We start from the raw sequence: 21,327 nt of genomic DNA, 5'->3' as shown, positions 1-21,327 counted from the left end.
CACGGTTAATCAGATTCACACTGACAAGAGGTCCCATGCCCAACCGCCCGCCTCTCGACGCTGTCACCGCCCGCTGGTTGCCGTGGGTCGTCGCCATTGCCTTCTTCATGCAGTCCCTCGACGGGACCATCCTCAACACCGCCCTGCCGGCCATGGCCCGCGATCTGGCGGAAGACCCGCTGCGCATGCAGGGCGTGATCATCGCCTACATGCTCACCGTCGCGTTGCTGATCCCCGCCTCGGGCTGGATCGCCGACCGCTTCGGCACCAAGAAAATCTTCTTCGGCGCGATCCTGCTGTTCAGCTTCGGCTCGTTGCTCTGCGCCTTGTCGAGCAGCCTGAGCATGCTGATCGGCGCCCGGGTGATTCAGGGCCTGGGCGGTGCGCTGATGCTGCCGGTCGGGCGGCTGGTGGTGCTGCGGGCCTACCCGCGCTCGGAACTGGTGCGGATCATGGGTTTCATCACCATTCCCGGCCTGCTCGGCCCGTTGATCGGCCCGACCATGGGCGGCTGGATGGTGGAATACCTGACGTGGCACTGGATCTTCCTGATCAACCTGCCGGTCGGCGTCGTCGGTTGCTACGCCGTATGGAAATTCATCCCCGACCTGCGCGGCACTGAGCGCACACGGTTCGACAGCCTGGGCTTTTTGCTGTTTGGCGCAGCGATGGTGCTGATCACCATTGCCATGGAAGGCCTCGGCGAACTGCACCTGCCGCACCTGCGCGTGATGTTGCTGCTGTTCGGCGGCATGGCGTGCCTGGCGGCGTACTGGCTGCGGGCCGGGCACATCGACAATCCGCTGTTCGCGCCGTCGCTGTTCAAGACCCGCACGTTCGCCGTCGGCATCCTCGGCAACCTGTTCGCCCGTCTCGGCAGCGGCGCACTGCCGTTCCTCGTGCCGTTGTTGCTGCAAGTGGCGCTGGGCTACTCGCCGTCGCAGGCGGGGATGAGCATGCTGCCGCTGGCAGCGGCGGCGATGGTTGCCAAGTCGGTGGCCCGGCCGCTGATCGAGCGCCTGGGTTATCGCATTGTGCTGACCGGCAACACCTTGGCGCTGGGGCTGATGCTGGCAAGCATGGGCCTGGTCAGCGAGCAGACGCCGTACTGGCTGCTGCTGGGCATGCTGGCGATTCTCGGCGCGATCAACTCGTTGCAGTTCACCGCGATGAACACCGTGACCCTGATCGACCTCGACGACGCCAGCGCCAGCAGCGGCAACAGCCTGCTGTCGGTGGTCGCGCAATTGTCCCTGAGCCTGGGCGTTGCATGCGCCGGTGCGCTGCTCGGCGGGTTCACGGCAGAGATCGGAAACGACGGCGTGGACACGGTGCTGGGCGCGTTCCAACTCACGTTTGTGACCGTCGGAATCATGGCGATGCTGGCCGCGACGATCTTCTCGCAGCTGTCAAAGGAAGACGGACGGCGCGTCAAGCGTCCGGAAGAGCACATAGAGCCTTAGGGCGAATGGCCACTGGGCTGGTACACTGCGCGACATTTTGTTTTGCAGGCCAGTCCCGTGACCACCATCGCCACCGCTTTTAATACTTTGCCGCTGTCCGCCGCCATGCTGGCTAACCTCGACTCCCTCGGTTATGCCCAGATGACGCCGATCCAGGCGCAAAGCTTGCCGGTGATCCTCAAGGGGATGGACCTGATCGCCCAGGCCAAGACCGGCAGCGGCAAGACCGCGGCCTTCGGCATCGGCCTGCTGAACCCGATCAATCCGCGCTTCTTCGGCTGCCAGGCGCTGGTCATTTGCCCAACGCGTGAACTGGCTGACCAGGTCGCCAAGGAAATCCGTCGTCTGGCCCGCGCCGAAGACAACATCAAGGTCCTGACCTTGTGCGGCGGCGTGTCGTTCGGTCCGCAGATCGGCTCGCTGGAGCACGGCGCGCACATCATCGTCGGCACTCCGGGCCGCCTCCAGCAGCACCTGCGCAAAGGTTCGCTGGTGCTTCATGGCCTGAACACGCTGATCCTCGATGAAGCCGACCGCATGCTCGACATGGGTTTCTACGACTCCATCGAAGAAATCATCGCCCAGTGCCCGGAGCGCCGTCAGACCCTGCTGTTCTCCGCCACGTACCCGGTGGGCATCAAGCAATTGGCCTCCAAGTTCATGCGCAACCCGCAGCAAGTGAAGGCCGAGGCGTTCCACGACGACACGCAGATCGAGCAGCGCTTCTACGAGATCTCTCCGGAAGAGCGCATGGACGCCGTGGTCAAAGTCCTCGCGCATCACCGCCCGGCCTCTTGCGTGGCCTTCTGCTTCACCAAGCAGCAGGTTCAGGAAACCGTCGATCACCTGACCGCCAAAGGCATCTCCGCCGTCGGCCTGCACGGCGATCTGGAACAACGTGATCGTGACCAGGTGCTGACGATGTTTGCCAACCGCAGTACTTCGGTACTGGTTGCCACCGACGTCGCCGCGCGTGGTCTGGACATCGATGCGCTGGACATGGTGATCAACGTCGAACTGGCGCGTGATTCGGAAATCCACATTCACCGCGTTGGCCGTACTGGCCGCGCCGGTGAAAAAGGCATCGCGATCAGCCTGGTCGCCCCGTCCGAAGCGCACCGCGCCCAGGCCATCGAGCAACTGCAGAAGTCGCCGTTGAGCTGGGATCAGCTGGACAACCTCAAGTCCCAGGGCGGTGGTCCGTTGCTGCCGCAAATGAGCACGCTGGTCATCGGCGCTGGCCGTAAAGACAAAGTGCGTCCGGGCGATATTCTGGGTGCGTTGACTGGCGATGCCGGGATTCCGGGCGCGCAGGTTGGCAAGATCGCGATTTTCGACTTCCAGGCGTTCGTGGCCGTGGAACGCGCAGTTGCCAAGCAGGCAGTGCAACGCCTGAACGACGGCAAGATCAAGGGCCGCTCGCTGCGCGTTCGTATCTTGTAAGAGACCTTCGCCCCAACGGAGATCCCCTGTGGGAGCGGGCTTGCTCGCGAAAGCGGTGTGTCAGTCGACTTGTAAGCTGACTGACACTCCGCTTTCGCGAGCAAGCCCGCTCCCACATTGGTTTCCCGGTGAATTTAATATTTATGTGAGGACACCGTTTTGCGCTCTACCGAAGTCGTGATCATTGGCGCTGGCGCCGCAGGGTTGATGTGTGCGCTGACCGCCGCCGGGCGCGGGCGCAAGGTGATGTTGCTCGACCACGCGAACAAGGCCGGCAAGAAAATCCTGATGTCGGGCGGTGGCCGCTGCAATTTCACCAACATGTACACCGAACCGGGTAATTTTCTCTCGCAGAACGAACACTTCTGCAAATCCGCACTGGCGCGCTACACGCAGTGGGATTTCATCGGCATGGTCGCCAAGCACGGCGTGCCGTACCACGAGAAGAAACTCGGCCAGTTGTTCTGCGATAACAAATCCAGCGACATCCTCGAAATGCTGCTCAACGAGTGCGATCAGGTTGGCGTCAACTTGCACCTGGACACGTCGATCCAGACCATCGAGAAGCTGGAAAGCGGCTATCTGCTGGACACCACACTGGGCCAGATCACCTGTGAATCGTTGGTGATCGCCACGGGCGGCCTGTCGATCCCGACGCTCGGCGCCACCGGTTTCGGTTACCAGGTCGCGAAGCAGTTTGGCCACGAGCTGCTGCCGACCCGCGCCGGCCTGGTGCCCTTCACCATCACTGATCAGCTCAAAGAGCTTTGCACCGAACTGTCCGGTACGTCGGTGGATTGCCTGGTGAGCTGCAACGATCAGAGCTTTCGCGAGAACATCCTGTTTACCCATCGCGGCCTCAGCGGTCCGGCGATTTTGCAGATTTCCTCGTTCTGGGAATCCGGCGACCCGGTAGAGATCAACCTGATGCCGGATCACGATGTGCCGAGCTGGCTGCAACAGCAGCAGGCCGAACGGCCGAACAGCGAGTTGAAAACCCTGCTCGGCGAAATCTTCACCAAGAAGATGGCCAACCTGCTGGCGGACAACTGGTTCGTCTCCAAACCGATGAAGCAATACACCCACGCGGAAATTGCCGACATCGCCGAGAAGCTGGCGAGCTGGAAAGTGGTGCCGGCCGGGACCGAAGGCTACCGCACCGCCGAAGTGACCTTGGGCGGTGTCGACACCAACGAAGTCTCGTCCAAGACCATGGAATCGCTGAAAAGCCCCGGGCTGTATTTCATCGGCGAAGTGCTCGACGTGACCGGGCATCTGGGCGGTTTCAACTTCCAGTGGGCGTGGGCCTCCGGGTACGCCGCCGCGCAATTCGTCTGACGTACCGCGTTATCGTTCTTCGCGGGCAAGCCTCGCTCCTACAGGTGATATGCCAGTTTTCAGGTGGCGCAAAACCTGTAGGAGCGAGGCTTGCCCGCGAAGGCGTCCTGACAGACGACATAGAACTTAAGGAACAGATTTTGCTGTCAGATGTGATCGGCGCCATTGCGTCGGCGTCATTACTGGCTCAATTTAGCGTCATTGCCTCGGAAGGCCCTCGCACTTCATGCCATCGACCCCTTTTCGTCAGTCCCTGCGTCGCCTCTGGGCGCTGGATAAATTCAGTTACAGCGTGCGGGTGTTCATCGCCCTGACCGGCAGCATGGCGCTGTGTTGGTATCAGGATGAAATGGGGCTGCTGATCCCGTTGTTCCTGGGGATCATCGCCAGCGCCCTGGCCGAAACCGACGACAGCTGGCAGGGCCGCCTCAATTCGCTGGCCGTGACGCTGGTCTGCTTCATCGTCGCGGCCCTGTCCGTCGAACTGCTGTTCCCCTACCCCGTCCTGTTCATCATCGCTTTCGCATTGGCAGCTTTTTGCCTGACCATGCTCGGTGCGCTCGGCGAACGTTATGGCGCGATTGCCTCGGCGACGTTGATTCTGTCGGTCTACACCATGATCGGCGTGGACCAGCGCGGCGGCGCAGTGACCGATTTCTGGCACGAACCGGTGCTGCTGGTGGCCGGCGCGGCCTGGTATGGTTTGCTTTCGGTGTTGTGGCAGGCGATGTTTTCCAACCAGCCGGTGCAACAGAGTCTGGCGCGGTTGTTCCGCGAACTGGGCTTTTACCTGAAGCTGAAATCGTCGCTGTTCGAGCCGATCCGGCAGATGGACGTGGAAGCGCGCCGACTGGAACTGGCCCAGCAGAACGGTCGGGTCGTGGCAGCCCTGAACGCTGCCAAGGAAATCATTCTGCACCGGGTCGGCAACGGTCGACCGGGCTCGAAAGTCAGCCGTTACCTGAAGCTCTACTTCCTCGCTCAGGACATCCACGAGCGCGCCAGCTCCTCGCACTATCCGTACAACGCGCTGGCCGACGCCTTTTTCCACAGCGACGTGCTGTTCCGCTGTCAGCGCCTGCTGCGCCAACAGGGCAAGGCTTGCCGAGCGCTGGCGGAATCGATCCAGATGCGCCAGCCATTCATCTATGACGCCAGCTTTGCCGAAGCCCTCAGCGACCTGCACGCGTCCCTCGAACACCTGCGCATCCAGAGCAACCCGGCCTGGCGCGGACTGCTGCGCTCCTTGCGCGCCCTGGCCGCCAACCTCGGCACCCTCGACCGTTTGCTCAGCGATGCGAGCAACCCCGACGCCCTCGCCGACGCCACCGACAGCAGCCTGCTCGACCGTTCGCCACGCAGCCTCAAGGATGTGTGGATTCGCTTGCGCACGCAGCTGACGCCGACCTCGCTGCTGTTCCGCCATGCCCTGCGTTTGCCCCTGGCGTTGAGCATCGGCTACGGCATGGTGCATTTGATTCACCCGTCGCAGGGTTACTGGATCATCCTCACCACGCTGTTCGTCTGCCAACCGAACTACGGCGCGACCCGCCGCAAGCTCGGTCAGCGGATCATCGGCACCGCCATCGGCCTGACCGTGGCGTGGGCGCTGTTCGATCTGTTCCCGAATCCGCTGATCCAGTCGTGCTTCGCCATCGCCGCCGGCGTAGTGTTCTTTATCAACCGTACCACCCGCTACACCCTGGCCACAGCCGCGATCACGCTGATGGTGCTGTTCTGCTTCAACCAGGTCGGCGACGGTTACGGCCTGTTCCTGCCGCGACTGTTCGATACCTTGCTCGGCAGCCTGATTGCCGGCCTGGCGGTGTTCCTGTTCCTGCCGGACTGGCAGGGCCGACGCTTGAACAAAGTGCTGGCCAACACCCTCACCTGCAACAGCATTTACCTGCGCCAGATCATGCAGCAATACGCCGCCGGCAAGAGCGACGACCTGGCTTATCGCCTGGCCCGGCGCAACGCGCACAACGCCGATGCGGCGCTCTCGACGACGCTCGCCAACATGCTGATGGAGCCGGGGCATTTCCGTAAGGAGGCGGATGTCGGGTTCCGCTTCCTGGTGTTGTCGCACACCTTGCTCAGCTATTTGTCAGGACTGGGTGCACACCGTGAAACCCAACTGCCGGCAGACGTGCGCGAACAATTGATCGAAGGGGCCGGCGTGAAACTGGCGGCGAGCATCGATGAAATCGCTCAAGGGTTGGCGAGCAAACTGCCGATTGCGATTCAGAGTGATGAGGAAGAGGCACTGGCCAATGAGCTGGAGCAGATGCCGGATGAAATCGATGAAGGGCAGCGGCTGGTGCAGACGCAGTTGGCGTTGATCTGCCGGCAACTGGGACCGCTGCGGACATTGGCGGCGCATTTGATCAAGGACACCGGCGAGGATTGAGATGTGTGGTGAGTGGGCCGGCCTCTTCGCGGGCAAGCCTCGCTCCTACAGGGTTCGCGATACCTGTAGGAGCGAGGCTTGCCCGCGAAGGGGTCATCAGCCATCCCGCAAAAACTACATCCCGTGCTGCTTCATCAACTGCTCATAACTGCCATCCGCTTTCATCTCCGCAATCTCACGGTCGAAACTGGCCACGATCTCTTCGTGGTGCGGATTTTTCAGGCTGACCAGAATGTGCAGGCTGTTCTCGCTCAACGGCTTGGGCAGGAACTCCACGGCATTGCGCACCTTGGCGGACTCCCGGGCCAGGTAATAACGCGCGACGTATTCGTCTTCCAGCGTCAGCTTGACCCTATCGGCAGCGACCATGCGCACGGCCATGGCGAAGCTGTGCACCGGGACCTTCTGCAGCAAGGCGTCCTCATCGAACGCCGGTGAATAGGCGTAACCGCGTACCACTGCAATCGGGTAGGTGTGCAGCTGCTGCAGGTTGTTGTATTCGATCGGTGCGTCCTTGCGCTTGAGAAAGCGCACGCGGTTGAGCAGGTACTCGCCGGAAAACCGGCCGAGCCTGGTGCGCTCTTCGGTATACCAGGCGTTCACCAGCACATCGTAACGGCCTTCGCCCACACCCATCAGGGCGCGTGCCCAGGGCACCTGTTCAAAGTCACTGGCATAGCCGGCTCGCGCCAGCGCGGTGCTGACAATGTCCGTCGCCAGGCCGCCATTGAGCAGCGTCGCATCAGTAAAGGGTGGCCAGGCATCGGCTACCAGTCGCAGCTTTTCCGCTGCCTCGCTCTGAGTCAGCAACAGCAATCCGATCAAGGCCAAAGCTCGATGCAATCGCGGCATGCTCGAAAATCCTTAGCGGGCGGCTGCCCGACGTGTTTTCAGCCAAAACTCCAAGGCCCCGTAACGGCGAAACCCAGGTACCAACATTAGCTCATCGAAGCCACTGCACAGCGCTTCAGCCCAGATTACACAAAGAAGACAACGCCGCGCGAATTGAATGATGGCATTTTGGCCTTTGTCACAGATTTCTCTGCCATAAAGACATCTTTCGCCCAGGCGATTAGTATCGGAGCGACTAGGTCAACGGGATGTGAAGATGACAATCGATTGGATCTGCAAGCACCACAGTGATCTGGGCAAAGAGCAGCTGTACGCCATTCTGCAGCTGCGCTCAGAGGTTTTCGTAGTGGAGCAGAAATGCGTCTATCAGGACGTGGACGGCCAGGATCTGGAGGGTGACACCTGCCACTTGATGGCCTGGGAAGGCGATCGGCTGGTGGCGTACCTGCGCTTGCTCGACCCGGAACTACAGGGCGGCGACGTGGTGATCGGCCGGGTGCTTACCGCCCCGCAGGCGCGCGGCAAAGGGTTGGGTCATGAGCTGATCGCCCTGGCGTTGAAGCAGGCTGCGAAGCGTTGGCCTGATGTGCCGGTTTATCTGTCGGCGCAGGCGCATTTGCAGGGGTATTACGGGCGGTACGGGTTTGTCGTGGCGGGTGAGGAATACGTGGAAGATGGTATTCCGCATATCGGGATGCGTCGTTCTTGAGGGCCTCTTCGCGGGCAAGCCTCGCTCCTACATGGACTTCATTGTTTCTGTAGGAGCGAGGCTTGCCCGCGAAGGCATCAGCCGCAACACCGCAGGAGCTAGGGATACTCCAACACCGCTTTAATCTGCCGCAGATTCCGCTCGATCCATCCCCGATCAATCGCTCCCCACTCGCGAATCCGATAGCGACCGGCATGGTTGCGCGCGCCCTCTTCCTGCTCGAACTCGCAAACGATATCCAGATCCGCCAACGCCGCAATGGTGTCCTGCGCCGTGCGCCGGGGCATGCCGGTCACGTCGGTCAATGCCGGGACGCTGCTGGCCAGCCCACTGTCGATCAGGTACGCCACGTATAAACGGCGATAGAAGCTGCTCTTGGTCTTGCTCACGTCCATCCACACACTCCTTGGCTACTGCATTTCCCGCCACGTCAGGTACACCCGCAAATCGAATTCGACCTGGTGATACCCCGGCAACATGTGTTCGCACAGCTTGTAGAACGCCTTGTTGTGATCCGATTCCTTGAAGTGCGCCAGCTCATGCACCACGATCATCTTCAGAAACTCGCAAGGCGCTTCCTTGAATAGCGAGGCCACGCGAATTTCTTTCTTGGCCTTGAGTTTTCCGCCCTGCACCCGCGAGATCGTGGTGTGCAGGCCGAGGGCGCGATGGGTCAGGTCCAGACGGTTGTCGAACAACACTTTATCGATGGCCGGGGCGTTACGCAGGTATTCCTGCTTGAGGTCCAGGGCATAGGCATACAGCGCCTTGTCACTCTGCACGTCGTGCTTTTGCGGGTAGCGCTTGTCCAGGTAATCGCCCAGCCGACCTTCGGTGATCAGCCAGCGCACCTGGTCCTGCAACTCTACGGGATAGGCCTGAAGGTATTTCAACGCGGTCATCGGGATAGGCAACATCAATTACTGAAAGGCCGCCAGTGTAGCGAATTCAGTCGACCAACGTGCTCCAGTCGAACGGCCGCACAAAGTCGCCGACGTCCTCGGCCATCATCGGCCGCGCCACCAGAAAACCTTGCACGTACTCGCAACCATTGGCTTGCAGCCATTCATATTGCGCGATGGTTTCCACGCCTTCGGCGATCACCAGCATCCCGTACTGCTTGCACAGGTCGATCACATTGCGCACCAACGCCGCATCCCGCGAGGAGTCCGGCAACCGGGCGATCACATGCCGGTCAAGCTTGAGCGTGTCCAGTTCCAGATCCCGCAGATGCGACAACGAGCACGGCCCGGAGCCAAAATCATCCAGCGCCACCCGCACCCCCAGATTGCGCAGCAAGCGCAGTTGTTTGCGGGTTTCATCGGGGTTGTGCATCAAGGCCTCTTCCGTGACCTCGACCTCCAGATGCCGCGCCTGCAAGCCATGGCGCTCCAGCACCTGACGCAACTCGGTGACCAGGTTGGGCATGCCGAACTGTGTACTGCTCAAGCTGACGCCCAGCACCAAATCTTCGGCAAACAAGGTTTCCCAGGCTTTGCGTTGCCCGGCGCCGCGATGATAAATCCAGCTGCCCAGGCGACTGATCAACCGCGCCTCTTCCAGCAACGGCAAAAACAGCCCTGGCGGCACGTCGCCGACGCTCGGATGCTGCCAGCGCAGCAGGGCTTCGAACCCGCGAATCTGCCCTCCGGCAATGGCCACCTGCGGTTGATACACCAGATTGAAATCGCGGTTTTCGATGGCGGTGCGCACACTTTCTTCGAGCATCAACCGTGAGCGCGCCCGACCGTTCATGTCATGGTCATAGAAGCGATATTGCTGACGCCCGGCACGCTTGGCTTCGTACATGGCGATGTCGGACGCTCGCAGCAAACCATCGAGATTGGCCCCGCAATCCGGATACGTGGCGATGCCGATGCTGGCGCCGAGGGCGATATCCAGCCCATCGATCTGCTGACAGATCGACACCCGCTCAATCAGCTTCTCGGCAATCTTGGCCGCTTGCTCGGGGAACTCCAGATCGAGCAGCGCCGTGAATTCATCGCCGCCCATGCGCGCCAGAATGTCGAAGGGTCGCAAGCAAGCCTTCAGCTGTTCGGACACCCAGCGCAACACGCGGTCACCGGCATCGTGACCAAGGGAATCGTTGACCCGTTTAAAACCGTCGAGGTCGAGGTACAGCAACACCCAGGCGCTGTCGTTACGCTCACCGCGCAGCAGCAGGTTTTCCACGGTCTGATAGAAACCACGGCGATTGAGCAGGCCGGTCAACGGGTCGGTCACCGCCTGGAATTCCAGCTGCTGATGCAGATGACGCACCACCGACATGTCGAGCACCGTCACCACCATCGCGTGTTGCTCGGTTGGCAATGGCGCGCATGAAAGTGCGACAGGCACCTGCTGGCCCGGCGCTGTACGCAATAGCGCATCGTGCAGGCGCAGGGTTTCGCCGCGTTTGTAACCGGCCAGCAGTTCTGAATCGGCCCAGACCGGAATATGTGGCTTTTGCAGGTAATCCAGAAACTCTTTGCCTTGCAGGTCTTGCACCGTGGCGTTGAGCAGTCGCGACATCGCCGGGTTGGCAAAGCGGATCAGGCCGTCCTCGCCGACCACCAGGATGCCTTCGGCGGCGTTATCCAGCACCGAGGCGTTGAAGGCGCGTGCGACCTCCAGATCGTGGCTCAGGCGCTGCAACGCCCGGCGATTGCGCTGATGCTCCAGCAGCGCCTGGACTTTGGGCTTGAGAATCTGCGGGTCGAACGGTTTGAACAGGTAATCCACCGCACCACTGGCGTAGCCCTTGATCACGGCATCCTGGGACTGTTCGTTGGCGGTGAGGAAAATGATCGGCGTGAGACGGGTGCGCTGACTGCCGCGCATCAGGCGCGCCACTTCAAAGCCATCCATGCCCGGCATCTGCACATCCAGCAGCACCAGGTCGATATCGTGTTCGAGCAAAAGGCCGAGGGCTTCGAAACCGGACGCAGCAGTAATGACCTGCCAGTCCTGGCGCTGCAGCAACGCGCGCATGCTGATCAGGTTTTCAGGGTAATCATCGACGATTAAAAGGGTTGAGCTGCCTTCGGCTGGCGTGGGTTGCGCGCATTCCATGCTGCTTCTCTATGTCGGGGCGTCAGGCCGGTTTCTCGTGAAAACCGGACAAATATTACGTCTTCACTCTAGACCGGGATTCGCGAAAGCAGAAGATATCAGTACGCCATCATTTAACTAAAGGGTTCATTGCCCGACTAACGGTCGCCTCTACAGCCCGCTAAAACCGGGAAAGATGGCCTTTTAACAGGATTTTGACGTCATCCATTTGTCAGACAGACGTTAACAAAATAGCCTTCTACGCTTATAAAGACCGCCCCCAAAGGCGCGTGCTAGAGCTTCTGGTACGTCCGTGCCGCAAAATTCGTGGAAGCTTTGCCTATGATCGATCTCGCATCCTGGAACCTCAGCGTTCCCGTCGGTAACCCGCCGTACACCGTTGAAACGGCCAAACTGGTGAGTGGGTTCAAGGATCAATACTTCCACTCCGACACCGGCACACTGTTTTTCTGGTCGCCGGTGACCGGCACCCGCACCGAAAATGCCAAATACCCCCGCACCGAACTACGGGAAACCTACAGCAACGGCACCCTGAAAAACTGGTACTACCCGGACGCTGACAATTCCCTGCGCGCCACCCTGGCGGTGAACCAGGTGCCGAGCTCCGGCAAAATCGTCATCGGCCAGATCCACGCCTACGAAAGCCAGAAACCCATGGTGAAGGTCGAGTATCAGTACAAGACCACCACCAAGACCGGCAACATCGTCGCCAAAGTGCGCATGCACCCCGATGACGACGTAGGCCGGGTAATCACCATCGCCACTGGCGTGAAGCTGGATCAGGAGTTCTCCTACCTCATCCACCTCAGCCCTGGTGGTGCGTTGGGCATCAGTGCCGCGGGTTATCAGTGGGACACCAACATCAGCGCCACGTGGCGGGTCAAACCCCTGTACTTCAAGGCCGGGGTGTATGTGCAGGACAACACCGGGTACACCAGTGAAGGCGGTAAAGTGACATTTAGCAAACTGGATATTGATCACGATAAGTGATGTGAATCACGGCAGAACCTGTGGGAGCAGGCTTGCTCGCGAAAGCGTAGTGTCAGACGACATCAATTTTGAATGACACACCGCTTTCGCGAGCAAGCCCGCTCCCACAGGGGATCGCATTGACCATTAATCATCGCCCATAAAAAAACCCGCCTCTCGGCGGGTTTTTTTGTGCAACTCAAACGCTGGAGGCTTAGTTAACCTTGGCGTTCAACTCACCTTTCAGATAACGCTGATACATCCCTTCCAGCGAAATCGCTTTGATCTTCGAAGCGTTGCCGGCAGTACCGAAGGCTTCGTAGCGAGCGATACACACATCACGCATCGCAGTCACGGTCGCGCCGAAGAACTTACGCGGGTCGAATTCGCTCGGGTTGGTGGCCATCAGGCGACGCATCGCGCCGGTGGATGCCAGGCGCAAGTCGGTGTCGATGTTGACCTTGCGCACGCCGTGCTTGATGCCTTCGACGATTTCTTCAACCGGTACGCCGTAGGTTTCTTTGATGTCGCCGCCGTACTGGTTGATGATCGCCAGCCACTCTTGCGGAACCGAAGACGAACCGTGCATTACCAGGTGGGTGTTCGGGATGCGTTTGTGGATTTCTTTGATGCGGTCGATGGCCAGCACGTCGCCGGTAGGCGGCTTGGTGAACTTGTACGCGCCGTGGCTGGTGCCGATGGCGATGGCCAGGGCGTCGACTTGAGTGCGTTTGACGAAGTCGGCAGCTTCTTCCGGGTCGGTCAGCATCTGGCTGTGATCCAGAACGCCTTCAGCGCCGATGCCGTCTTCTTCACCGGCCATGCCGGTTTCCAGCGAACCCAGGCAGCCCAGCTCGCCTTCTACCGATACGCCGCAGGCGTGAGCCATGGCGACGGTTTGTTGGGTAACACGGACGTTGTAGTCGTAGTCGGTCGGCGTCTTGCCGTCTTCGCCCAGGGAGCCGTCCATCATCACCGAGCTGAAGCCCAGCTGAATGGAGCGCTGGCAGACGTCAGGGCTGGTGCCGTGGTCCTGGTGCATGCACACCGGGATGTGCGGGAATTCTTCGATTGCCGCCAGGATCAGGTGACGCAGGAACGGTGCGCCGGCGTATTTGCGAGCACCGGCCGACGCCTGGACGATCACCGGGGAGTCAGTCTTGTCAGCGGCTTCCATGATGGCGCGCATCTGCTCAAGGTTGTTGACGTTGAAGGCTGGAACGCCGTAGCCGAACTCGGCTGCGTGGTCCAGCATCTGGCGCATGCTGATAAGTGCCATTGTGTGTGTCTCTCCCGGTTTGGGTCGTTAATCGTGCCAGCCTGCCGGAGCGGCGGCGGCTATTCAAGTTATTGCAGATCGGGGGTTAATCCAGTCCGCTCATTCGGTATTACGCAGAAACCCTGTAGGAGCGAAGCTTGCTCGCGAAAGCGGTTTAACTGACACCACATGCGTGGAATGTGGCGCCCTCTTCGCGAGCGAGCTTCGCTCCTACAGGCTTGGCACAAGCCTTCAATTACTCGGCTTTACAACCGCGGCCGATCAAATCGTTGGTGGCGACCCAGTAAACCAGGCCTTCCTCACCTTTTATGTGAAACGCCAGCATGTCGTTGCTGTACAGCGAACCTTCGGCGCCTGGCTCAAGCTTCAGGCGATAGACCTGATCGGCCCCGCCGAGGCGCACGTCGACGGCCTTATGGCTGTCGTCAGTGTAGCGCCAGACCACTTTGGCCTGGCTGTCGCAGGTCCAGGTGGCCCAGCTGTCCGTCGATTGGGCCGGCTTGAACAGGTCAAAATTCGAGCAACCTGCCAGCAGCACCAGCGCCGTAATGGCGATAAAACCTTTCATCCGTGTTCCTCGACTGACGGCGCACGCTGCCAGCCCTGAGTAAGGAGTCAGACCCGTCAAGGACAACCATGTTCCTTGGCGGGGGTCTGTGTTTCGTATTTGTCCAGGCCATCAGGCCCGGAACGCTTGTTGAGCACCGGGTTGGTTTCCGCTTGCCAGTCAGCCTGGTAGCAGCTTTTTTGTACCGATTGCGGCGCAGGTTCCGGTGCGGCCTTCGGGTTACTCCCGCAAGCCGCCAGTGAACCGGCGACGATCAACAGCGCTAGCGTCTTGACCATCTGAACACTCCTTTGCCTGGTCAAATCAGCGACCTCAGGCCTTGGCCCGACTTTCCAGGACTTCTACGGCCGGCAACACTTTGCCTTCGACGAATTCGAGGAATGCGCCGCCGCCGGTAGAAATGTAGGAGATCTGATCCGCTACGCCATATTTATCAATGGCCGCCAGGGTGTCGCCGCCGCCCGCGATGGAGAACGCCGAGCTTTCGGCGATGGCCTGGGCCAAGACTTTGGTGCCGTTACCGAACTGGTCGAATTCGAACACGCCGACCGGGCCGTTCCACAGGATGGTCTTGGACGACTTCAGCAGCTCGGCGAAATTCGCCGCGGTCTGTGGGCCGATGTCCAGGATCATGTCGTCTGCCGCAACGTCGGCGATCAGCTTGACGGTGGCGGTGGCGCTTTCAGCGAATTCCTTGGCGACCACTACGTCGACCGGCAGCGGCACGCTGACTTTGGCGGCGATGGCGCGAGCGGTGTCCAGCAGGTCCGGTTCGTACAGCGACTTGCCGACCGGGTGACCGGCTGCGGCCAGGAAGGTGTTGGCAATGCCGCCGCCGACGATCAGCTGGTTGCAGATCTGGCTCAGGCTGTTCAGCACGTCGAGTTTGGTCGATACCTTGGAACCGGCAACGATGGCTGCCATTGGTTGAGCCGGAGCGCCCAGGGCTTTGCCCAGTGCGTCCAGTTCGGCGGCCAGCAACGGGCCCGCGGCCGCAACTTTGGCGAACTTGGCCACGCCGTGGGTCGAACCCTCGGCGCGGTGAGCGGTGCCGAAGGCGTCCATCACGAACACGTCGCACAGGGCGGCGTATTGCTGGGCCAGTTCGTCAGCGTTCTTTTTCTCGCCCTTGTTGAAGCGCACGTTTTCGAACAGCACGATGTCGCCGGCCTTGACGTCAACGCCGCCCAGGTAATCGGCAACCAGCGGCACTTCGCGGCCCAGGGCCTTGCTCAGGTAGTCAGCGACAGGCTTGAGGCTGTTCTCGGCCGAGAACTCGCCTTCAGTCGGACGGCCAAGGTGCGAGCAGACCATCACGGCCGCGCCTTTTTCCAGGGCCAGCTTGATGGTCGGCAGCGAGGCCAGGATTCGCGCATCGCTGGTGACAACACCGTCCTTGACTGGGACGTTGAGGTCTTCGCGGATCAATACGCGCTTACCTTGCAGATCGAGGTCGGACATCTTCAACACGGTCATGGGTCGCACTTCCTACGGTTTTTTTGAAGTTGCTGTTTGCAGATAGTGTTCTGCAACGTCCAGCATTCGGTTGGCAAAACCCCATTCGTTGTCGAACCAGGCCAGGATGTTCACCAGCCGTGGGCCGGAAACTCGGGTCTGACTGGCATCGACGATCGCCGAATGTGGGTCATGGTTGAAATCACAGCTTGCGTGGGGCAGCTCGGTGTAGGCCAGCAGGCCTTTGAGCGGGCCGCTGGTGGCAGCCTCGCGCAGAATCCGGTTGACCTCGGTGGCGTCGGTATCGCTCACGGTCTGCATCGTAATGTCGAGGCAAGACACGTTCACCGTCGGCACCCGCACGGCTTTGGCCTGAATTCGCCCGGCAAGTTCCGGCAACAGGCGTTCGATGCCGCGCGCCAGACCAGTGGACACCGGAATCACCGACTGAAACGCCGAACGCGTACGGCGCAGGTCTTCGTGGTGATAGGCGTCGATCACAGGCTGATCGTTCATCGCCGAGTGGATGGTGGTGATCGACACGTATTCCAGGCCGATGGCCTGATCCAGCAGGCGCAACAACGGTACGCCACAGTTGGTGGTGCAGGATGCGTTGGACACCAGCAGCTCGTCGCCGGTCAGGCAATCCTGGTTCACGCCGTAGACGATGGTGGCGTCGACATCCGCCTCGCTGGCCATCGGCTGGGAAAACAGCACGCGTGGCGCGCCGGCGTCGAGGAAACGCTGACCGTCTTCACGGGTGTGGTAAGCGCCGGAGCACTCCAGCACCAGATCGACGCCCAGGGACGCCCAATCGATGCCTTCGGGGGTGGCACTGCGCAGGACCTTCACGCAGTCGCCATTAATATGCAGACAATCGCCGTCGACCTTCACCTCGCCGGGAAAACGCCCGTGCGTGGAGTCGAAGCGTGTCAGGTATTCGATGCTGGCCATGTCCGCCAGATCGTTGATCGCGACAATTTCAAACCCGGCCGCCGAGCCTCGCTCAAACAACGCACGCAAGACGCAACGACCAATCCGGCCGTAGCCGTTGAGTGCAACTTTGTAGGGACGCGGTTGAGGCATGGGGGTTCTCGATGACGCTTGGGAATGTGGTCGCCAGGCCTGCCGTCTTCGCGGGCAAGCCTCGCTCCTACAGGTTTGCGATTGTTGAGGATCGGGATGACCCCAATTCCGCCAACAACGCTATCCCTTGTAGGAGCGAGGCTTGCCCGCGAAGGCGTCAGCCCCGATAACGCAACTTCTGGATCAGTCTTCCAGCAGCTCTTCAGCCTGACCCAGGATGTTTTCCAGGGTGAAGCCGAACTCTTCGAACAAGGCTGGCGCAGGCGCCGACTCGCCGTAGGTGGTCATGCCGATGACGCGACCTTCCAGGCCCACGTACTTGTACCAGTAGTCCGCGTGAGAGGCTTCGATGGCGATACGGGCGCTGACTTGCAACGGCAGGACCGATTGCTTGTAGTCGGCGTCCTGGGCATCGAACACGCTGGTGCACGGCATCGAAACGACGCGTACTTTACGACCCTGCTCGGTCAGCTTGTCATAAGCCTGAACCGCCAGGCCGACTTCGGAACCGGTGGCGATCAGGATCAGATCAGGCTCGCCTGCACAGTCCTTCAACACGTAACCGCCACGGGAGATCTCTTCGATCTGAATCGCGTTGCGGGTTTGGTGCTGCAGGTTCTGACGCGAGAAGATCAAGGCCGAAGGACCGTCCTTGCGCTCCAGTGCGCACTTCCAGCTCACCGCCGATTCCACGGCGTCGGCTGGACGCCAGGTGTCGAGGTTTGGCGTGCAGCGCAGGCTGGCCAGTTGCTCGATAGGCTGGTGAGTCGGGCCGTCTTCGCCCAGACCGATGGAGTCGTGGGTGTAGACGTGGATCACGCGCTGCTTCATCAAGGCCGACATGCGCACAGCGTTGCGGGCGTATTCCATGAACATCAGGAAGGTCGCGCCGTAAGGCACCAGGCCGCCGTGCAAGGCAACGCCGTTCATGATGGCGGTCATGCCGAACTCGCGTACGCCGTAGTACATGTAGTTGCCGCTGGCGTCTTCAGCCGTGACGCCTTTGCAGCCTTTCCACAGGGTCAGGTTGGAACCGGCCAGGTCAGCGGAGCCGCCGAGGAACTCAGGCAACAGCGGGCCGAATGCGTTGAGAGCGTTCTGGCTGGCTTTACGGCTGGCGATGGTTTCGCCTTTGGCAGCGACTTCAGCGATATAAGCATCGGCTTTCTCGGTGAAGTCGGCCGGCAGATCACCGCTCAGACGACGAATCAGTTCGTTCGCTTCGGTCGGGAAAGCGGCGGAGTAGGCAGCGAAACGCTGGTCCCACTCGGCTTCGGCAGCGCGGCCGGCTTCCTTGGCGTCCCACTCGGCGTAGATGTCGGCCGGGATTTCGAACGGACCATGATTCCACTTCAAAGCAGTACGGGTCAGTGCGATTTCCGCGTCACCCAATGGGGCGCCGTGGCAGTCTTCTTTACCTTGCTTGTTCGGCGAACCGAAACCGATGGTGGTCTTGCAGCAGATCAGGGTCGGCTGCGCGCTTTTGCGAGCGGTCTCGATGGCGATTTTGATCTCTTCAGGATCATGACCGTCGACGTTGCGGATCACCTGCCAGTTGTAGGCTTCGAAACGCTTCGGCGTGTCATCGGTGAACCAGCCTTCGACTTCGCCGTCGATGGAGATGCCGTTGTCATCGTAGAAGGCGATCAGCTTGCCCAGGCCCAAAGTACCGGCGAGCGAGCCGACTTCGTGGGAAATGCCTTCCATCATGCAGCCATCACCCAGGAACACGTAGGTGTGGTGGTCAACGATGTTGTGGCCCGGACGGTTGAACTGCGCCGCCAGGACTTTTTCAGCCAGGGCAAAACCCACGGCGTTGGCCAGACCCTGGCCCAGTGGACCGGTGGTGGTTTCAACGCCCGGGGTGTAGCCGAGCTCCGGGTGACCCGGGGTGCGGCTGTGCAGTTGACGGAATTGCTTCAGGTCATCGATCGACAGGTCGTAGCCGGTCAGGTGCAGCAGCGAGTAGATCAGCATCGAGCCGTGGCCGTTGGACAGCACGAAGCGGTCACGGTCGGCGAACGATGGATTGCTCGGGTTGTGCTTCAGGTAGTCACGCCAAAGTACTTCGGCGATATCCGCCATACCCATCGGGGCACCGGGATGGCCGCTGTTGGCTTTTTGCACGGCATCCATGCTGAGGGCACGAATGGCGTTGGCACGCTCACGACGGCTGGGCATCGCTGATCTCCTAGGGTTTGAATAAAACGAAACGGAAAAAAGGCGAGCATTTTCCCTCACAGGCATGCCTCGCGGCAATGACAGATAGTCATCTGAAGGCGTTTTTCCAATGGATAAAGACGGTTTCGGCTGGTGAAACCTTTCTGCTATTCGTTTGTAGAGTGGAACAAGTCATCAGAAGTGCCACCCATCGAGCAATATCAAAACTTTTTGATATTGCTCTTGCGGTACTTTCTGACCGTCACTAGACTGCTGGCCCTATGAATTTACGCGTGCCTTCCATTCAACATGACGAGTGCGATGAGCTGGCGGCCCTGTGCAAGGCCGGTGGCGATCCTCTGCGGCTGAATGTATTGCGCGCGCTGGCCAACGACTCGTTTGGCGTACTCGAACTGGCGCAGATCTTCGGTATCGGCCAGTCGGGCATGAGTCATCACCTCAAGGTGCTGGCCCAGGCCGACCTGGTGGCAACGCGCCGTGAAGGCAACGCGATTTTCTACCGTCGCGCCCTGCCCCACACCGACCTGCTCGGCGGCAAGTTGCACGCCGCGCTGCTCGAAGAAGTGGACAACCTGACCCTGCCTGCCGATGTGCAGTCGCGGATCGGCCAGGTCCACGGGCAACGTGCAGCGGCCAGCCAGGATTTTTTCTCACGGGTCGCGGAGAAGTTTCGCGCCCAGCAAGACCTGATTGCCGGCCTGCCGCAGTACCGCGAAAGCGTGGTGGCCTTGCTCGATAAACTGAGCTTCAGCGAAGGCGCCACGGCCATCGAAGTCGGCCCTGGCGACGGTGCTTTTCTGCCGGAACTGGCGCGCCGCTTCACTCACGTCACCGCGCTGGACAACAGCCAGGCGATGCTCGAATTGGCGCGGCAGGTCTGCGAACGTGAAACGCTGGCTAACGTCAGCCTGCAACTGGCCGATGCATTGAATGGCGTAAGCCTCAAGGCCGATTGCGTTGTACTGAACATGGTGCTGCACCACTTTGCCGCGCCGGCCGATGCGCTCAAGCACATGGCCAAATTGCTGCAACCGGGCGGTAGCCTGCTTGTGACAGAGTTATGTAGCCACAACCAGAGTTGGGCCAGGGAGGCCTGCGGTGATCTCTGGTTGGGGTTTGAACAGGACGATCTGGCCCGTTGGGCCACCGCTGCGGGACTCGTTCCCGGGGAAAGCCTCTATGTAGGCTTACGTAATGGTTTCCAGATTCAGGTCCGCCACTTTCAGCGGCCAACTGGCGACACTCACCATCGGTAAATTCAGGAAAAAATCGAGATGAGCGAATACTCCCTCTTCACCTCCGAGTCCGTGTCCGAAGGGCATCCGGACAAAATCGCCGACCAGATTTCCGATGCGGTGCTGGACGCCATCATTGCTGAAGACAAGTTCGCCCGTGTGGCGTGCGAAACGCTGGTAAAAACCGGCGTGGCAATCATCGCAGGTGAAGTCACCACGTCGGCCTGGGTCGACCTGGAAGAAATCGTGCGTAACGTCATTCTGGACATCGGCTACAACAGCTCCGATGTCGGCTTCGACGGCGCCACTTGCGGTGTGATGAACATCATCGGCAAGCAGTCCCCTGACATCAACCAGGGTGTTGACCGTGCCAAGCCTGAAGATCAGGGCGCCGGCGACCAGGGCCTGATGTTCGGCTACGCCAGCAACGAAACCGACGTGCTGATGCCAGCACCGATCACGTTCTCGCACCAACTGGTTCAGCGCCAGGCCGAAGCCCGTAAATCCGGCCTGCTGCCTTGGCTGCGCCCGGACGCCAAGTCGCAAGTGACTTGCCGTTACGAAGGCGGCAAGGTTGTCGGTATCGACGCCGTTGTACTGTCGACCCAGCACAACCCTGAAGTGTCGTACAAAGACCTGCGCGAAGGCGTGATGGAGCTGATCGTCAAGCACGTGCTGCCTGCCGAACTGCTGACCAAAGACACCCAGTTCCACATCAACCCGACTGGCCAGTTCATCATTGGCGGCCCAGTGGGTGACTGCGGTCTGACCGGTCGCAAGATCATCGTCGACAGCTACGGCGGCATGGCCCGTCACGGCGGCGGCGCGTTCTCCGGTAAAGATCCATCGAAGGTTGACCGTTCCGCGGCCTACGCCGGTCGTTACGTGGCGAAGAACATCGTCGCTGCCGGCCTGGCCGAGCGTTGCGAGATTCAGGTTTCCTACGCGATCGGTGTTGCCCAGCCGACTTCGATCTCGTTGAACACCTTCGGCACTGGCAAAATCAGCGACGACAAAATCGTCAAACTGGTTCGCGAAGTGTTCGACCTGCGTCCGTACGCAATCACCACCATGCTTGACCTGCTGCACCCGATGTACCAGGAAACCGCAGCGTACGGCCACTTCGGTCGCACCCCGGCGACCAAGACCGTGGGCGAAGACACCTTCACCACGTTCACCTGGGAAAAAACCGACCGCGCCGACGACCTGCGTTCGGCTGCCGGCCTGTAAGACCTCCCCGGCGGTACCAAAAGCCCTGCACGGTTCG

18 protein-coding genes are annotated in these 21,327 nt (G+C 60.5%); 8 read left to right on the top strand and 10 right to left on the bottom strand.

Features of this window, described 5'->3' with window-relative positions; genetic code table 11:
• The first annotated feature begins 35 nt into the window (after positions 1-35).
• The 4 genes from mdtD to yccS all read left to right on the top strand — a co-directional run bounded on the left by mdtD (position 36) and on the right by yccS (position 6,654).
• On the top strand, positions 36-1,463 hold the full coding sequence (gene mdtD, locus IB245_RS11275) for a multidrug transporter subunit MdtD (RefSeq protein WP_008033279.1): 1,428 nt from the start codon (positions 36-38) through the stop codon (positions 1,461-1,463).
• A gap of 105 nt (positions 1,464-1,568) precedes the next feature.
• Positions 1,569-2,906, top strand: a complete 1,338-nt coding sequence (dbpA, locus tag IB245_RS11270; RefSeq protein ID WP_263864900.1) for an ATP-dependent RNA helicase DbpA — start codon at positions 1,569-1,571, stop codon at positions 2,904-2,906.
• A 159-nt stretch (positions 2,907-3,065) separates the two neighbouring features.
• Complete coding sequence (locus tag IB245_RS11265) at positions 3,066-4,244, top strand: NAD(P)/FAD-dependent oxidoreductase (RefSeq protein ID WP_192227574.1); 1,179 nt, start codon at positions 3,066-3,068, stop codon at positions 4,242-4,244.
• Between the two features lie 226 nt (positions 4,245-4,470).
• Positions 4,471-6,654, top strand: a complete 2,184-nt coding sequence (gene yccS / locus IB245_RS11260) for a YccS family putative transporter (protein ID WP_192227573.1) — start codon at positions 4,471-4,473, stop codon at positions 6,652-6,654.
• Between the two features lie 114 nt (positions 6,655-6,768).
• Here yccS and IB245_RS11255 read toward each other — a convergent pair whose 3' ends face one another.
• On the bottom strand, positions 6,769-7,506 hold the full coding sequence (locus IB245_RS11255) for a substrate-binding periplasmic protein (RefSeq protein ID WP_192227572.1): 738 nt from the start codon (positions 7,504-7,506) through the stop codon (positions 6,769-6,771).
• Between the two features lie 256 nt (positions 7,507-7,762).
• Here IB245_RS11255 and IB245_RS11250 point away from each other — a divergent pair, with 256 nt between their 5' ends.
• Positions 7,763-8,215 carry a GNAT family N-acetyltransferase gene (locus tag IB245_RS11250; protein WP_192227571.1) on the top strand — a complete coding sequence of 151 codons (453 nt, stop codon included), beginning with the start codon at positions 7,763-7,765 and terminating at the stop codon, positions 8,213-8,215.
• A gap of 98 nt (positions 8,216-8,313) precedes the next feature.
• Here the strand turns inward: IB245_RS11250 and IB245_RS11245 are convergent, their stop codons facing one another.
• Genes IB245_RS11245 through IB245_RS11235 form a run of 3 tightly spaced genes read right to left on the bottom strand, consistent with a single transcriptional unit; the run spans position 8,314 to position 11,287 of the window.
• Entirely contained in the window at positions 8,314-8,610 is a 297-nt protein-coding gene (locus tag IB245_RS11245) for a winged helix-turn-helix domain-containing protein (protein ID WP_008033286.1), read from the bottom strand.
• 15 nt (positions 8,611-8,625) lie between these two features.
• Positions 8,626-9,117, bottom strand: coding sequence for a YgjP-like metallopeptidase domain-containing protein (locus tag IB245_RS11240; protein ID WP_032832888.1), 492 nt, complete (start codon positions 9,115-9,117; stop codon positions 8,626-8,628).
• A 46-nt stretch (positions 9,118-9,163) separates the two neighbouring features.
• On the bottom strand, positions 9,164-11,287 hold the full coding sequence (locus IB245_RS11235; protein WP_192227570.1) for a putative bifunctional diguanylate cyclase/phosphodiesterase: 2,124 nt from the start codon (positions 11,285-11,287) through the stop codon (positions 9,164-9,166).
• 321 nt (positions 11,288-11,608) lie between these two features.
• Between IB245_RS11235 and IB245_RS11230 the strand changes: the two genes are divergently transcribed.
• Positions 11,609-12,277 (top strand): polysaccharide lyase family 7 protein, encoded by a 669-nt coding sequence (locus IB245_RS11230; protein WP_192227569.1) that lies wholly within the window; start codon positions 11,609-11,611, stop codon positions 12,275-12,277.
• A gap of 193 nt (positions 12,278-12,470) precedes the next feature.
• Here the strand turns inward: IB245_RS11230 and fba are convergent, their stop codons facing one another.
• The 6 genes from fba to tkt form a co-directional block, all read right to left on the bottom strand.
• On the bottom strand, positions 12,471-13,535 hold the full coding sequence (gene fba / locus IB245_RS11225; protein ID WP_007981624.1) for a class II fructose-bisphosphate aldolase: 1,065 nt from the start codon (positions 13,533-13,535) through the stop codon (positions 12,471-12,473).
• Positions 13,536-13,770: 235 nt separating this feature from the next.
• Positions 13,771-14,103 carry an MliC family protein gene (locus IB245_RS11220; RefSeq protein WP_008045002.1) on the bottom strand — a complete coding sequence of 111 codons (333 nt, stop codon included), beginning with the start codon at positions 14,101-14,103 and terminating at the stop codon, positions 13,771-13,773.
• Positions 14,104-14,159: 56 nt separating this feature from the next.
• Positions 14,160-14,381 carry a hypothetical protein gene (locus IB245_RS11215; RefSeq protein ID WP_008033291.1) on the bottom strand — a complete coding sequence of 74 codons (222 nt, stop codon included), beginning with the start codon at positions 14,379-14,381 and terminating at the stop codon, positions 14,160-14,162.
• Between the two features lie 34 nt (positions 14,382-14,415).
• Positions 14,416-15,579, bottom strand: a complete 1,164-nt coding sequence (locus IB245_RS11210) for a phosphoglycerate kinase (RefSeq protein WP_008033293.1) — start codon at positions 15,577-15,579, stop codon at positions 14,416-14,418.
• Positions 15,580-15,591: 12 nt separating this feature from the next.
• The gene (gene epd, locus IB245_RS11205) at positions 15,592-16,644 is read right to left on the bottom strand and encodes an erythrose-4-phosphate dehydrogenase (RefSeq protein ID WP_008033294.1); all 1,053 of its coding nucleotides are present in this window, start codon (positions 16,642-16,644) and stop codon (positions 15,592-15,594) included.
• Positions 16,645-16,827: 183 nt separating this feature from the next.
• Positions 16,828-18,825 carry a transketolase gene (gene tkt, locus IB245_RS11200; protein WP_008033295.1) on the bottom strand — a complete coding sequence of 666 codons (1,998 nt, stop codon included), beginning with the start codon at positions 18,823-18,825 and terminating at the stop codon, positions 16,828-16,830.
• 260 nt (positions 18,826-19,085) lie between these two features.
• On the opposite strand from tkt, the gene IB245_RS11195 reads away from it, so the two are divergent.
• Both IB245_RS11195 and metK read left to right on the top strand, forming a co-directional pair.
• Positions 19,086-20,081: an ArsR/SmtB family transcription factor gene (locus IB245_RS11195; protein ID WP_008033297.1), complete on the top strand. Its 996-nt coding sequence runs from the start codon at positions 19,086-19,088 to the stop codon at positions 20,079-20,081.
• 18 nt (positions 20,082-20,099) lie between these two features.
• Positions 20,100-21,290 carry a methionine adenosyltransferase gene (gene metK, locus IB245_RS11190; protein ID WP_008033298.1) on the top strand — a complete coding sequence of 397 codons (1,191 nt, stop codon included), beginning with the start codon at positions 20,100-20,102 and terminating at the stop codon, positions 21,288-21,290.
• The last annotated feature ends 37 nt before the right edge of the window (positions 21,291-21,327 follow it).

The organism is Pseudomonas sp. PDM02 (assembly GCF_014852285.1).
GTDB lineage: Bacteria > Pseudomonadota > Gammaproteobacteria > Pseudomonadales > Pseudomonadaceae > Aquipseudomonas > Aquipseudomonas migulae.
The sequence above is the reverse complement of the archived record's forward strand: the minus strand, read 5'-3'. Positions and strand labels throughout refer to the sequence as shown.